Origin of the sequence: Sphaerisporangium sp. NPDC049002, from assembly GCF_040649355.1 — a bacterium.
Taxonomy (GTDB): domain Bacteria; phylum Actinomycetota; class Actinomycetes; order Streptosporangiales; family Streptosporangiaceae; genus Sphaerisporangium.
The window spans coordinates 20,655-34,232 of sequence record NZ_JBEZFH010000064.1 but is presented as its reverse complement, the minus strand read 5'-3'; the positions used below and the strand labels follow the sequence as shown (position 1 = coordinate 34,232).

Sequence of the window (13,578 nt, the reverse complement as noted above, 5' to 3'; positions counted from 1 at the left end):
GCCGGGAAGGTGCACCACTTCCTGCTGCCCGCCGAGGGCTGGGGAGCCGTCGCGGGAGCCAGGGAAGCCAAGGAGCCCGCACGCTCGTCGTCAAGGTCGTCCACGATCACGGGCTGCGGAGCGGTGATCGTGGACGCGCGCCCGGCCGGAGTGTCAGGAGGCTGGGATCGGAGGCGGTTCGACCCGGCGGCGCCTACCACCGCGGCGTCTCCCGCCACCACCTGGCCTTCCTCGATCTCGACCACGTCGGCGACGATGCAGGTGATGTTGTCGGGGCCTCCGCCCCGGTTGGCGAGGTCGATGAGCTGGCGGACCACAGAGTCCGGCTCCTCGACCGTGGTCAGGGTGTGGTGCAGGGTCTCCGCGCTGACCACGCTGGAGAGACCGTCTGAGCAGAGGAGGTAGCGGTCGTTGACCTGGGCCTCGCGAAGCGAGAGGTCGGGATCGACCTCGCCGCTCCCGTCGAGGGCCCGGAGCAGGATCGAACGCTGTGGATGGCTGGCGGCTTCCTCCTGCGTGATCCTTCCGTCGTCCACAAGCGACTGCACCAGGGTGTGGTCATGAGTGATCTGGTACAGCTCGCCGTTGCGGAGGAGGTAGGCGCGGGAGTCGCCGACGTGGACAAGGGCGACGCGGGTGCCTGACCACAGCATCGCCGTGAGTGTGGTGCCCATGCCCTTGAGGCTGGGATCACGGCCGACCATCTCGTGCAGCTTGCGATTGGCATCGCGCACCGCGGCCTCGATGGCGCTGAGCAGGTCACCCCCGGACGCGTCCCGGTCAAGGGACGACATGGCGGTGATGGCGACCGAACTGGCCACCTCACCGTGAGCGTGCCCGCCCATGCCGTCTGCGACGGCGAGCAGGCGCGGGCTCGCGTACGCCGAGTCCTCGTTTCCTTCACGGAGGAGGCCGACGTCCGAGCGGGCGGCGTAGCGGAGTGCGATTGTCATTTGCGCAATTCGATGACGGTTTTGCCGATGCGAATCGGAACGCCGAGGTGCACCGGCATCGGACGGGTCACTTTGGAGCGGTCGAGATACGTGCCGTTGGTCGAGCCGAGGTCTTCCACGATCCACTGACCGTCCTGGGGGAACAGCCGGGCGTGCCGGCTGGAAGCGTAATCGTCGCTGAGTACCAGCGTGGCGTCATTCGCCCGACCGATAGTGATTGGCGTCTCCGTGAGGTTGATGATGGTCCCTTGGAGGGGACCACCGGTAACGACCAGTTGTCGCGGCTCCCCCTTCTTCGGCTTCGCCGGCTGACGTGCGGGTTTGGTTGGCTTGCGCACAGCTGCAGGAGCCGCCGTACGTGATCCGAACAAGTCTGTCCGGATCACACCCACCGCGGCAATCACAAAGAACCACAGCACCGCGAGGAACGCGAGCCGGATCAGCAGCAGAGTGAGCTCGGACATGGACCGTTTGTCTACCCTTAATCGCGCCGGAACACCAGGGTTGTGCGACCCAAGGTGACTCGGGTGCCGTCCTGGAGCTCGATCCGGCGTACCGGCTGGCCGTTGACGAAAGTGCCGTTCGTTGAACCGAGGTCGACGAGGGCCACAAGCGTGCCCTCGACCCTGAGCTCGGCATGGTGCCTGGAGACGCCCGGGTCCACCAACCGCAGGTCGCAGTCGGTGCCCCGTCCGAGAAGCGTCACGGGGGTGGTCAGCTCATAGGACCGCTGGCCCTGCGGGTCGTCCTGAGTGGACACCAGCAGGCGTGGGCGGCCGCCGAACGCGCTCGGCTTGCTCGCGGGAAGATCGCTGACGGGCTGCCGGATCTCGTCCTGCTCGACCGTGGCCCCCCGGATGACTCCCGAGCGGATACGGAACAGGCCGACCGCCAGATCGTCGGCGGTCTCGAAGCGAACCCGGACGGGTCCCACGAACGAGTACCCCTGTTCCTTGGCGTACTCCCTGGCGAGGTTGGCGAGCTCATGACTGATGCTGTCGGCGTACACCTCCAGACGCTCGCTGTCGGTCGTGGACAGCTCCACCACGAAGTCGTTGGGCACAAGAGTGCGACCCTGTGCCACGATCGCGGCTCGTTCGTCCATCTCCCGCTGCACCGCGCTGGCGACCTCGACCGGCTGAAGGTCAGATTTGAACGCCCGCGCAAAGGCCCCCTCAACCAAGCCTTCGAGCCTTCGCTCGAAGCGCTGAAGGACTCCCACCGGGTACCTCCCTTCCTCCATCGTCTAGGAGGATCGTATCCGGGTTCGGTGGCATGCACGGATCCGTGCTAGCCTTTCCACGCACTCAAAGAGGGCGAGTGGCGGAACGGCAGACGCGCACGGTTCAGGTCCGTGTGTCCGCAAGGACGTGAGGGTTCAAATCCCTCCTCGCCCACAAGATCCCCGGATGGTCGAAGCGAAAGCTTCTTCGCCCGGGGCTTTTGTGTGTTCTGTGTCATGTTCGTTCTCCTCCGGGGTCTGGTGCTTCCAAGGAGCCGGCACATGAAACCCCGAAGGCCCGAAGTCCTGTGGCTCCCGCCGGCACTCGGCCCTTGTGACACACAGGACACCCCTCTGGTTGAGGGGCTCCGATCAAGGTAGTGGGTGACACCCGGGGAGAGAAGCCCCGGCCGGAGGTCCGAGTCCTTTCCTTTACTCGCTGAGTTCGGCTCGCCCACCTCGGATTGTCTAGTGCGCCCGGCTTTCAGATCACTTTCGACGTGCTTGCACGCGGCACGTCACCAGGCCTCATGCTTCCTCCCGCGCGATCCCCACCTGACAAGACATCCACATGTCTCATAATCCGGAACAGATTGTCTTATCGGGCGAGATAGGTTCTATGGTGCCCGCATGAGGGCACCGAATCGCTGGGCGATGCTCAGCCTGGGCATGGCCGCCCAGGGCGCGGGCTGCGTGTTCATGTACGGCCTGCCGTTCCTCGTCCCGGTCCTCCGCGAGGAGCTGGGCCTCGGCCTGGCGCGGGCGGGCCTCGTCGTGGGCGCGCCGAGCGCGGGGATGCTGTTCACGCTCATCGCCTGGGGCTGGGTGGCCGACCGGTACGGCGAGCGCCTGGCGATGGCCCTCGGCCTGGGGCTGGCGACGATGTTCCTGGTCTGCGCCGCCTTCACCACCACCGCGGGGCCCCTCGCCGCCCTGCTCGCGCTCGCCGGCGCTTCGGGGGCCTCGGCGAACGCCGCCAGCGGCCGGGTGGTCCTCGGGTGGTTCCCCGCCGAGCGGCGCGGTGTGGCGATGGGCTGGCGGCAGACCGCGCAGCCCATCGGGGTGGCCGTGGCGGGCGCCGTCCTGCCGTCCATGGGAAGCCTGCGTGCCGCCCTCCTCACGATGGCCGGCATCTGCCTGGTCACGGCCGTCGCGGTCGCGTCCATGGTCGTCGACCCTCCGCGCGGCCGCGCCCGGCCGGGAGAGCGGACGGAGTCCCCCTATCGCTCCCCGCGGCTGTGGCGCGTCCACGCGGCGAGCATGCTGCTGGTCGTCCCCCAGTTCGCGACGGCGACGTTCGCGCTCACCTATCTGGTGGCCGAGCGCCACTGGCATCCCGCGAGCGCGGGACAGCTCGTGGCGGTCGCGCAGTTCGCGGGGGCGGGCGGGCGCCTCCTGTGCGGGCGGTGGTCCGACTGGGCGCGCAGCCGCGTACGTCCCATGCGGCAGCTCGCGCTCGTCAACGCGAGCGTGATGGTCCTGCTCGCGCTCGCGGTGCAGGCGGGCTCCACGGCGGGGACGCCGCTGCTGATCGCCGCGCTGGTGATCTCGATGAGCGGCAACGGCCTCGCGTTCACCGCCGTGTCCGAGATGGCCGGAGCGGCCTGGGCGGGCCGGGCGCTGGGCGGCCAGAACACGGTGCAGAACGTGGCCGCGGCGGCCACCCCCGCCGTGCTTGGCGTGCTCATCACCCAGACCGGGTTCGGCGCCGCCTTCGGCCTCGCGGGGGCGCTCGCCCTGGCCGCCGCCCTCGCGACGCCCCCAGAAGGCACCTGACCCAACGTCCCGGCTACCTCGCGCGGGCGCCGGCGGTGGCCGTACGGGTGTTGAGAAGCTCGCCGACGAGGTCGGTGAGGCTGACGAGGCCGGTGACCCGCCCATCCTTGTCCGTGACGAGCCCCAGGTGCGCGTGGGCGTCCTGGAGGCGCGCCACGGCCTCCGGAACCGTCGTGGACGCCTCCAGGCGCGGAGCGGGGCTCATGAGCTTCTCAGGCGCGTTGCCGGGGTTGATCAGCGTGTCGCGTACGTGCAGCACGCCGAGCACGTCCTCGGGGGAGCCTCCGTTGACCAGCAGGCGCAGGTGGCCGCTCAGCGCGGCCACGTCGCGGACGAGGTCGTCCGGCGCCCCGGCCGGCACGGCCGTGGCCGTCTCGATCGGCACCATGAGCCGCTCGACCGACTGCGACTGCACTTTGAGCGCCCGGGTCAGCAGGTCGTGCTCGTCCCTGTCCAGAAGGCCCATACGGCCCGACTCGCCCACCAGCATCGCGAGCTGCGGCGGGGTGCGTGTGGTCGCCAGCTCGTCCTTCGGGCGGACGCCGAACGCCCGCAGCAGCCCGTTGGACAGGCCGTTGAGGGTCGCGAGCACCGGCCGGGCGATCCACGTGAAACCGCGGAAGGGCAGCGCCAGCGCCATCGCGGCCCGCTCGGGGTGGGTCAGGGCCCACGACTTGGGGGCCATCTCCCCCGCCACCATGTGCAGGAACGTGATGATCGCCAGCGCGATGACGTACGCGACGCCCACCCGCACCGACTCGGGAAGGCCGACCAGTCCGAAGACCGGCTCCAGCAGGTGCTCGATCGCCGGCTCGGTGACCATGGCGAGGCCCAGGGAGCACAGCGTGATGCCCAGCTGGGCTCCGGCCAGCATGAGGGACAGCTCGCGCCCGTTGCGGAGCGCGGCCCGTCCGGCCGTCCTGGTCAGGCGGCCACCGCCGCCTGCCGCCTCTTCCAGGCGGTGCCGCTTGGAGGAGACCACGGCGAACTCGGCCGCGACGAACAGGCCGTTGCCGATCAGCAGGACGACGCCGAGCAGCAGTGCGGTCACGGTGTTCATCGGGCCTCACCGCCCACGATCGCCGCGTCGGCGACCCGGGGCGCGAGCCGTACCCGGCCGGGGACCCTGCGCTGCACATCGAGCACGGTGAGCAGGACGTGCTTCTCGGCGGGCTCGTCCTCGTCGAGGAGGTCCCGCTCGGTGGTCAGCGGCACGGTGACCTCGTCGCCCGGCTCGGCCAGGCGGCCGAGGCGGGCCATGATCAGGCCGGCCACGGTGTCGTAGTCCTCGCTCTCGGGAAGCCCCAGGCCGGTCGCGCGCTCGACCTCGTCCAGCCGCAGGGTGCCGGGCACGTCCCAGGTGCCGTCGTCCTGGGCCACGGCCTCGTCCGGCTCGGGGTCGTTCTCGTCCATCAGCTCGCCGACGAGCTCCTCGGCGAGGTCCTCCATCGTCACGACGCCGGCGAGCCCGCCGTACTCGTCGATGACGCACGCCAGCTCGCTGCCGGCCGTGCGCATGCGCTCCAGCAGCGCGGGCAGCGGCAGCGTGGTGGGCACGAGCAGGGGCGCGCCGGTGATGCGCTCGATGGGCTCGTCGTAGGACTCGCCGCGAAGCAGCTCGCTCAGGCCGGTCACCCCGACGACGTCGCCGCCGTCCGCGCCCAGCACGGGGTAGCGGGAGTGGCCCGAGGACTTCACGGCCTCCAGCAGGTCGGACGCGGGCCGTCCGGCGCGGAGCGAGACCACCCGGGGCCGGGGGACCATGACGTCCTCGGCGGTGCGGTCGCCGAACTCCAGCGCGCGCTCCAGCAGGTCCGACAGGCGCTCGGAAAGCTCCCCGGCGGCCTCGGACTCGGCGATGATGCGCGACAGCTCCTCCGGCGTGGCACCGTGCTCGACCTCCTCCACCGGCTCCACGCCGGCAAGGCGGAGCAGGCGGGTGGCCGAGGCGTCGAAGAGCCGGATGACGGGGCCCGCGACGGCCATGTAGATCAGCGTGGACCTGGAAAGCCATTTGGCGACCGGCTCGGGCCGGGCGATTCCGAGGTTCTTGGGGATCAGCTCACCCAGTACCATCTGGACGATCGTGGCGATCACCAGGCCGAGGGCCACCGCGATGCCGGGGACCACCGCCTCCGGGACGCCCAGGGCGGAAAGGCCAGGGCTGATCAGCGGGGTGAGGGCGGGTTCGGTGACGAAGCCCACGAGCAGTGTGGTCACGGTGATGCCGAGCTGCGCGCCCGACAGCATGAACGAGAGCCTTCCGGTGACCTTGAGCGCCCGCTCGGCGGCGGCGTCGCCCGCTGCGGCCTGCTCCCGGAGGGTCGACCGGTCGGCCGCGATGAACGCGAACTCCTGCGCGACGAAGTAGCCGGTCGCGAGGGTGAGAAGTAGTACGGCCGGCAGACCGAGAACCATGGTCACTGGTCTGCCATCCCCGATTGAATTGGGCCCGTGCCGTGGCACGGGCATGTACTCCACGGGTCGGGAGCGGACACGACTGTCCTTTCGCTAGAGGTCGTCGATAACCGTAACGGTCCAGGCTCGACCAATGTTTCCCGCGGCACGACATTGGTGACTTACTGTGACTCTGCGTACTTTTACATGAGAAAAGCTTGGTGACGGAACGCCCCGCGTAGACGCGACGGCGTAGCTTCGAAAGCAAAGCGGCTCTAGCCACAGGACGGGGACGACAACGTGGGCGATTGGCCTGGAGACCGGTCGGGGGGGTCCGACGAGAAGGGGTCCCACGAGGGGCCGACCCGGGCTCTGCGCCGTCCGGCCGGAGCCGGAGGCGAAGGGGCGTATCCGCCGGCGGGCGGGGACGGTGACGAGCCCTACTCGGCGGGTCAGCCGGCGCACCGCTTCCCGCAGGGCTCGCGTGACCGGGGCGGCCGGGCCGGCTCCGAGGACGAGGAGCGAACCCGCCAGCAGGCCTTCCCCGGAGGCGGGGAGGCACCGGCTTCCGGAGAGCCCTCCAAGGGGAGATCGCGCGTGTACGGCAAGCCGCGGTCCGGCCAGGCGCCGATCCGGCCCCTGTCGAGCCCGGAGACGCCCAAGACGCATCCGTCCGGCGGCCCCGGGGCCGCCGAGCCGAAGGCCCGCGGCCCGAGGCGGACGGGCCGTCTGGTGGTCAGGATCCTCGTGATCCTGCTGGTGGTGCTGCTCGTGCTCGGCCTGGTCGGGTTCTTCTGGATCAACTCCCGCATCACCAGCGTCGAGTCGCTCACCGACTATGACGGCCGTCCCGCTGCCACCCCCGGCGAAGACTGGCTGCTGGTCGGCTCCGACAGCCGGGCCGGGCTGACGGCCGCCCAGCGCAAGAAGCTCGCCACCGGCCGGGCTGTCGGCAAGCGCACCGACACGATGATGCTCCTGCACATCCCGAGCGGTGGCGGCAAGCCCACCCTCGTCAGCCTGCCCCGCGACTCCTACGTCCCCATCGACGGGCACGGCAGCGACAAGCTGAACGCCGCGTACGCCTTCGGCGGCCCCAAGCTGCTGACCAAGACGGTCGAGAAGGTCACCGACATCCGCGTCGACCACTACATGGAGATCGGATTCGGCGGCTTCGTCGGCATCGTGGACGCGATCGGCGGCGTCAACATCTGCGTCAAGCAGAACATCAAGGACCACAAGGCCGGCATCAACCTCAAGAAGGGCTGCCAGGACATGGACGGCGGCACCGCCCTTGGGTACGTCCGCACCCGCGCGACCGGCGCGCTGCCCGACTTCGACCGCACCCAGCGCCAGCGCCAGTTCTTCGGCGCCGTGGTGAAGAAGGCCGCGAGCCCGGGCGTCCTGGTCAACCCGTTCCGCTCGATCCCGCTGGCGATGAGCGCGACCGATTCGGTGGCGGTCGACCCGGGCACGGGAGCCTTCGACATGCTGTCGCTGGGGCTCGCGATGAGCGGCGATCCGATCGCCACCGCCGTGCCCGTGGGCTCGCTGCCCACGATCAACGGCGCCTCCGTCGTGAAGTGGGACACCGAGCGCGCTCTGCGGCTCTTCAAGGCCCTGGCCGAGGACAAGCCGGTGCCGGAGGACGTCCTCACCAAGTAGGCGCGACACGCGCGCCGAGCCGAGGAGAGCGGACGCGCGCCGAGCCGAGGAGCAGGCGCGACGCGCGCTGTGGGTACCGCCCAGGCGCGCGTCGCGGGTCCTCGCGAGCGGTTAGTGTGATGGCATGCCCGAGCTTCCCGAGGTGGAGTCGCTCGCCGAGTTCCTGCGCGAACGGGCCGTCGGCCGCCCGGTCGCCGCCGTCGACGTGGTGGCCTTCCAGGCGCTGAAGACCGTGGACCCGCCGGTGACCTCGCTGGCAGGGCTGACGGTGACGAGTGTCGCCCGTCACGGCAAGTTCCTCGACCTCGACTGCGACGGGCTCCATTTCATCACCCACCTCGCCCGTGGCGGCTGGCTCCGCTGGCGCGACGACTTCTCCGGGGCCAAGCCCGTACGTCCCGGCAAGGGCCCCCTCGCGGCCCGCGTGCGGTTCGCGCCCGGCGACGACGGCAGGCAGCCCGGATTCGAGCTCACCGAGGCGGGCACCCAGAAGCGGCTCGCGGTCTACGTCGTCCGCGACCCCGGCGAGGTTCCCGGCATCGCGAGCCTCGGCCCCGATCCGCTCGCGCCCGAGTTCACCGTGGACGTGCTCAAGGGCATCCTCGGCGGCAGCCGCACCCGCATCAAGGGGCTCCTGCGCGACCAGAAGGTGATCGCCGGCATCGGCAACGCCTACTCCGACGAGGTGCTGCACGTGGCCAAGATGTCCCCGTTCAAGATCGCGGGGTCGCTGACCGACGACGCGGTGGCGGGCCTGCACGAGTCGATCGTCAGCACGCTGCGGGCGGCCGTCGAGCGCTCTCGCGGCATCGCCGCGAAGGATCTCAAGACCGAGAAGAAGTCGGGTCTGCGGGTCCACGGGCGTGCCGGGCAGCAGTGCGAGGTGTGCGGGGACACGATCAGGGAGGTGTCGTTCGCCGACTCCTCCCTGCAGTACTGCCCGACGTGCCAGACCGGCGGGAAGCCGCTAGCCGACCGCAGGCTGTCCCGCCTTCTCAAATAGCCCACCGGGGCCTTCTCGGGGAGAAATCAACGCTCGGTCAGTAATGACAACCCTCCGTTAGCGGACGGAAAGCTCGCAGAGCGGGGACAATGAACGGCATGAACGTCCCTGAGATCGAGGCCAAGGCCGTACCCGACGATGTCTTCCTGCTCGACGTGCGCGAGCCCGACGAGTGGCTGGCGGGGCACGCTCCGGCGGCCGTCCACATCCCGCTCGGCGCGCTGCAGCAGAGGGTCGACGAGGTCCCGGCCGGCGTGCCGGTCTACGTCGTCTGCCGGGTCGGAGGCAGGTCCGCGAGGGCCGCGGCGTGGCTCAACCACGTGGGCCGAGAGGCGATCAACGTCGGTGGCGGCATGCAGTCGTGGGCCGCGGCCGGCCGTCCGATGGTGGCCGAAAACGGGGGGCAGCCCTTCGTCGCCTAGCGGCGGAGTGTAATAATTCGGTCAAAATCCATACCGCGGGAGCTCGGGCGCAACCGGGCTGAGAGGGCGGTTCCCAGTGACACTGGGCGCGCCGCCGACCGCATGAACCTGTCCGGGTAATGCCGGCGTAGGGAGCGTGCGATGACGTCCGCCGTCGGCGAGGTCCCCCTGACACTCGACGAGGCCCCCCCGAAGACGCTGGGCCTGCTCGACCAGGGCGCCTTCTGGGCCAACCTCGGAGTGAGCCTCCTCGGCTTCTCGGGGGCCCTCTACCTGATCAACCCGCTGGGCGACGTCCCGCTGAGCCTCGGCGCGGCCGTCCTCGCGGCCGTGGCCGGAAGCCTGATCGGCACCGTGATGGTCGGCCTCGCGGCGGTGCCGGGCGCGCGCACAGGCGCGCCGGCGATGGTGCTGCTGCGGGGCTTGTTCGGGGCCAGGCTTTCGTACGTCCCGACGGTCCTGAACGTCGTGCAGATGCTCGGCTGGGGGGCCTTCGAGCTGTGGGTGATCGCCACCGGGGCGCGTGCGATCTTCGGTGACGCGGTGCCGTACTGGGTGTGGGTGGTGGCGGCGGGGCTGCTGACCATCGCCCTGACGATCAGGCCGCTGGGGGCGATCCGCCTGCTCCGGCGGTTCGTGACGGCGGGGGTGGTCGTCGCGATGGTGTGGCTCGCGGTGGCGCTGCTGCGCGAGGCACCCACCCTCGGAGGCGGGAACTGGAACGCCTTCGCCCCGGCCGTCGACTACGTGATCGCGCTCTCGGTCTCCTGGGTGCCGGTGGCGGCCGACTACGCGCGGCACTCGCGGTCCGGGCGGGCGGCCTTCGCGGGGGTGGTCAGCGGCTACACGATCGCCCAGGTCGCGTGCCTGGTCATCGGCGTCCTCGCGCTGGCCCTGGTCGGGAACGACCCCGACCGGGTGTGGGACGCCTTCGTCGCGGTGCCCCTCGGGGGGCTGTTCTTCGGAATCCTGGTGCTGCGCGAGGCCGACCAGTCGTTCGCCAACGTCTACTCCACGGCGATGTCCCTGCAGAACCTCCTGCCTAGGGTGGACCGGCGCGTCTTCTCGATCGTCGTCGGCGTGCTCACCACCGTCATCGCGCTCTTCGCCGACGTGAAATCCTACGGGGCGTTCCTCGGCGTCATCGGCGCGGTCTTCGTCCCGATGTTCGCCGTCCTCGTGGTCGACTACTTCCTGCTCGGCGGGGCCGCCAGGTGGGACACCTCGGCGGGGGCGCCCTCGCGGTGGGGGATGGTCGTGCCGTGGGTGCTCGGTTTCGTGGCGTACTGGCTGGTCACGGCGACGCCGACGGTGGCGTGGTGGGACTCGGTCTGGACGGCGCTCCGAGGCGCGATCGGCTTCGAGCGGCAGGTCTGGATGAACGCCGCGCTCGCCGCGTTCGTCGTCGCCGCGCTGGCGACGCTGCTCGGGCAGGCGTTCAGCGGGCGGGGTCTTCGAGGCGGAGGAGGAACTGCTTGGCGGCGAGGCCTCCGGCGTAGCCTCCGGGATGCCCCTGCGACTCGATCGCCCGGTGACACGGGACGATGACGCAGACCGGGTTGGCGGTCAGCGCGTTGCCTATCGCGCGTAGCGCCTGGGGCCGCCCGATGCGCTCGGCGATTTCGGGAAATGTCGTGACGCTTCCGTAGGGCACGGCCATCGTCATCTGGAGCACGGTACGCGCGAACGGCGTGGCCAGCCGGAGGTCGACGGGAAGGGTGAAGGCCCTGAGCCTGCCGGAGAAGTACGCGTCGAGCTCACGGCGTATCGGATCGAGGCGCCGCGGGTCGGGCCCGATGAACGAGCCGATCTCGCGGGTGATGCGCGCGAAGACGACGTGCTCGTTCTCGTAGCTGCACGCGACCACGCCGCGCACGGTGACGGCGAGCGCCAGCCGCCCGACGGGGGTGTCGGTCATCCCGAAAGCGACGTCGGGTGGGGTCTCGCCCACATAGCCGGGAGCGGTCACCCGCACGAGGGCTTCGAGATCCCCTGTCGACATGGCCGCACCCCTCCCGGTCCCGCTACCAGGCAGCGTATAGGAGCGGAGGGTCCCACCGGCCGCGACGGCCACGCGCCGCGCGCCGTAGAAGACCCCGAGAGGGTACAGTCCCGACGAATGCGACTATTCGTACATCAAAAGTGCCAAGACGCGGGGGCAAAAACGGGCACGATGGGGGTCATGAGTGACGACAGGGTAGAGAACGCCGATGACGGCATTGCCCGTGCTGTCCTCGCGAGTTCCCCGAATGCCGTCGTAGCCCTCGATCGTGACCTTTCCGTCCTGTTGTGGAACCCCGCCGCCGAGCGCCTGTTCGGCTGGACCGCGGGCGACATGACCGGGCGCAGGGCACCGCTCGTCCCCGACGAGCTGGTGGTGGAGCACAACGCCGTGCTGGAACGGGTCCGCACGGGAGGGCCCGTCTCGTTGCGCACCAAGCGCCTGCGCAGCGACGGCTCGCTCGTCGACGTGGGCGTGGACCTGAGCGCGCTGCGCTCGGAGGCCGGCGCGCTGCTCGGCTACGTGAGCGTCTACCACTCCCTGGAGAACGACTCGGCGGCCCGCGACCGGGGCGCCCGCAGGGCGAGGCTCGTCCGGCGGCTCACCGACGTGGTGGGCGACATCAACGCCGAGCTGGAGCTGTCATCCGTCCTCGACCGCATCGCGGGAAGCCTCACCGAGTTGACCGGGGCCGACGCGGGCGGGTTCGTTCTGATCGAGGACGACCGCCTGCGGCTGGTCAGCGCGCACGGGCTGCCCGACAGGCTCCGGGGCGCGACCGCCGACCTGCGGACGAGCCTGGTGGGCAAGCTGCTGCGGACCGGGAAGACCGTCCTGCTGGAGACCGGCGACCAGGCCGTGCTCGACGATCTGATCTGGTCGCAGCTGCCCGGCCTGCACACCATCGCGCTCGGCGTCGCGGCGGTCGGCGGCCGGCCGTACGGGGCGCTGTACGCGCTGTTCGCCGAGCGCAAGGCCGGCCACGTCGAGCTTGAGCTGCTTGAGCTGCTGGCCGGGCACGCCGGCATCGCGCTCGCCAACGCGATGGCGTACCAGGAGGCCGTGCGGCAGCGGGCTCACGAGCGGGCGGTCGTCGACGCCAGCGCGGACGGCATCGCGGTGCTCGACGGCATGGGGTACGTCCGCCAGTGGAACCCGGCGGCCGAGGAGCTGACCGGGGTGCGGGCCGACGACGTGATCGGCGACCGGCCGCCGTTCCCGCTGCCCGCGCCGGGGGAGAAGCTCACCACCCAGCTTCCGTGCGGTCGCTGGCTGGACGTGGTCAGCGCGGAGATCAACGACACCGCCGAGATCGTGGTCGACTTCCGTGACGTCACGCGCGCCAAGGAGCTGGAGGAGGCCAAGGACCTGTTCCTCGCCACCACCAGCCACGAACTGCGCACGCCCATCACCGTGGTCCAGGGGTTCGCCAGCACGCTCGACGCGCGCTGGGACAAGCTGTCGGACGTCGAGCGCCGCTCCGCCGTGCGGACCATCGCGGAGCGGGCCCGGGCGCTGGGGCAGCTCATGGACCACCTGCTGCTCGGCGCGCGGGCCGGGGCCGAGGAGCTGAAGGTCCGGGTGGAGAGCTTCGACCTGGGCGAACGGGTGCGCGCGGCCACGCTGGGGATGCCCGTCCTGTCCGACCGGCATCGCGTGGAGGTGGACATCCCCCGCGACCTTCCCCTGGTCGACGGCGACGCGCTGGCCACCGACATCCTGCTCGCCCAGCTCCTGGAGAACGCCTTCAAGTACTCGCCGGACGGCGGGCTGATCCGCGTGCTCGCGTGGGCCGAGGGCGATCGCGTCGTCCTCGTGGTGGACGACGAGGGCGTGGGCATCGCGCCCGACGACCACGAGCGCGTCTTCGAACGGTTCGTCCAGGCCGACAGCGGCGACCGCCGCAGGTTCGGCGGCGTGGGGCTCGGGCTTTACATCGCACGCAGCCTCGCGCGCGCCCAGGGCGGCGAGGTGACCGCCCATTCGCGGCTCGGCGGGGGCACCCGAATGAGATTCATCCTGGGCACCGCACCGGCCTATATCGGATCCGACACACCGAACCGGTAACGGGCAGGTCACGGCTGGACTCATCTAGTGTCGAATCTGCACAAGCAATGATCGCCGCACGGTTTCCAGAA

At 70.5% G+C, this 13,578-nt stretch carries 12 protein-coding genes, 1 tRNA gene and 1 riboswitch; of the genes, 7 read left to right on the top strand and 6 right to left on the bottom strand.

The window, feature by feature from the left end; translation table 11 throughout:
• The 3 genes from AB0B89_RS15675 to AB0B89_RS15665 form a co-directional block, all read right to left on the bottom strand.
• On the bottom strand, positions 1 to 953 hold a 953-nt coding region (locus tag AB0B89_RS15675), incomplete at its 3' end, for a Stp1/IreP family PP2C-type Ser/Thr phosphatase (protein WP_358552770.1).
• A complete protein-coding gene (locus AB0B89_RS15670; protein WP_358552768.1) occupies positions 950 to 1,417 on the bottom strand; it encodes an FHA domain-containing protein in 468 nt (155 codons plus the stop codon). The genes AB0B89_RS15675 and AB0B89_RS15670, both read right to left, overlap by 4 nt.
• Before the next feature lie 17 nt (positions 1,418 to 1,434).
• Positions 1,435 to 2,175: a DUF3662 and FHA domain-containing protein gene (locus tag AB0B89_RS15665; RefSeq protein WP_358552766.1), complete on the bottom strand. Its 741-nt coding sequence runs from the start codon at positions 2,173 to 2,175 to the stop codon at positions 1,435 to 1,437.
• Positions 2,176 to 2,267: 92 nt separating this feature from the next.
• On the opposite strand from AB0B89_RS15665, the gene AB0B89_RS15660 reads away from it, so the two are divergent.
• Positions 2,268 to 2,350: transfer RNA gene (locus AB0B89_RS15660), tRNA-Leu, on the top strand.
• Positions 2,351 to 2,805: 455 nt separating this feature from the next.
• A complete protein-coding gene (locus tag AB0B89_RS15655; RefSeq protein WP_358552764.1) occupies positions 2,806 to 3,951 on the top strand; it encodes an MFS transporter in 1,146 nt (381 codons plus the stop codon).
• A gap of 13 nt (positions 3,952 to 3,964) precedes the next feature.
• On the opposite strand, the gene AB0B89_RS15650 is transcribed toward AB0B89_RS15655, so the two are convergent.
• A complete protein-coding gene (locus AB0B89_RS15650; RefSeq protein ID WP_358552762.1) occupies positions 3,965 to 5,011 on the bottom strand; it encodes a hemolysin family protein in 1,047 nt (348 codons plus the stop codon).
• On the bottom strand, positions 5,008 to 6,369 hold the full coding sequence (locus tag AB0B89_RS15645) for a hemolysin family protein (RefSeq protein WP_358552772.1): 1,362 nt from the start codon (positions 6,367 to 6,369) through the stop codon (positions 5,008 to 5,010). The genes AB0B89_RS15650 and AB0B89_RS15645 overlap by 4 nt, the downstream gene beginning before the upstream one ends.
• A 279-nt stretch (positions 6,370 to 6,648) precedes the next feature.
• Here AB0B89_RS15645 and AB0B89_RS15640 point away from each other — a divergent pair, with 279 nt between their 5' ends.
• The 4 genes from AB0B89_RS15640 (at position 6,649) to AB0B89_RS15625 (ending at position 10,986) form a co-directional block, all read left to right on the top strand.
• Positions 6,649 to 8,013 carry an LCP family protein gene (locus tag AB0B89_RS15640; protein ID WP_358552760.1) on the top strand — a complete coding sequence of 455 codons (1,365 nt, stop codon included), beginning with the start codon at positions 6,649 to 6,651 and terminating at the stop codon, positions 8,011 to 8,013.
• Between the two features lie 124 nt (positions 8,014 to 8,137).
• Positions 8,138 to 9,016 carry a DNA-formamidopyrimidine glycosylase family protein gene (locus AB0B89_RS15635; protein WP_358552758.1) on the top strand — a complete coding sequence of 293 codons (879 nt, stop codon included), beginning with the start codon at positions 8,138 to 8,140 and terminating at the stop codon, positions 9,014 to 9,016.
• 89 nt (positions 9,017 to 9,105) lie between these two features.
• Positions 9,106 to 9,438 (top strand): rhodanese-like domain-containing protein, encoded by a 333-nt coding sequence (locus tag AB0B89_RS15630; protein ID WP_358552756.1) that lies wholly within the window; start codon positions 9,106 to 9,108, stop codon positions 9,436 to 9,438.
• A gap of 24 nt (positions 9,439 to 9,462) precedes the next feature.
• Positions 9,463 to 9,589, top strand: a riboswitch (TPP riboswitch).
• Entirely contained in the window at positions 9,580 to 10,986 is a 1,407-nt protein-coding gene (locus AB0B89_RS15625) for a cytosine permease (RefSeq protein WP_358552754.1), read from the top strand. It overlaps the preceding riboswitch by 10 nt.
• Here AB0B89_RS15625 and AB0B89_RS15620 read toward each other — a convergent pair.
• The gene (locus AB0B89_RS15620; RefSeq protein WP_358552752.1) at positions 10,877 to 11,440 is read right to left on the bottom strand and encodes a methylated-DNA--[protein]-cysteine S-methyltransferase; all 564 of its coding nucleotides are present in this window, start codon (positions 11,438 to 11,440) and stop codon (positions 10,877 to 10,879) included. The genes AB0B89_RS15625 and AB0B89_RS15620 overlap by 110 nt on opposite strands.
• A 180-nt stretch (positions 11,441 to 11,620) precedes the next feature.
• Between AB0B89_RS15620 and AB0B89_RS15615 the strand changes: the two genes are divergently transcribed.
• Complete coding sequence (locus AB0B89_RS15615; protein WP_358552750.1) at positions 11,621 to 13,507, top strand: PAS domain S-box protein; 1,887 nt, start codon at positions 11,621 to 11,623, stop codon at positions 13,505 to 13,507.
• Positions 13,508 to 13,578: the final 71 nt, after the last annotated feature.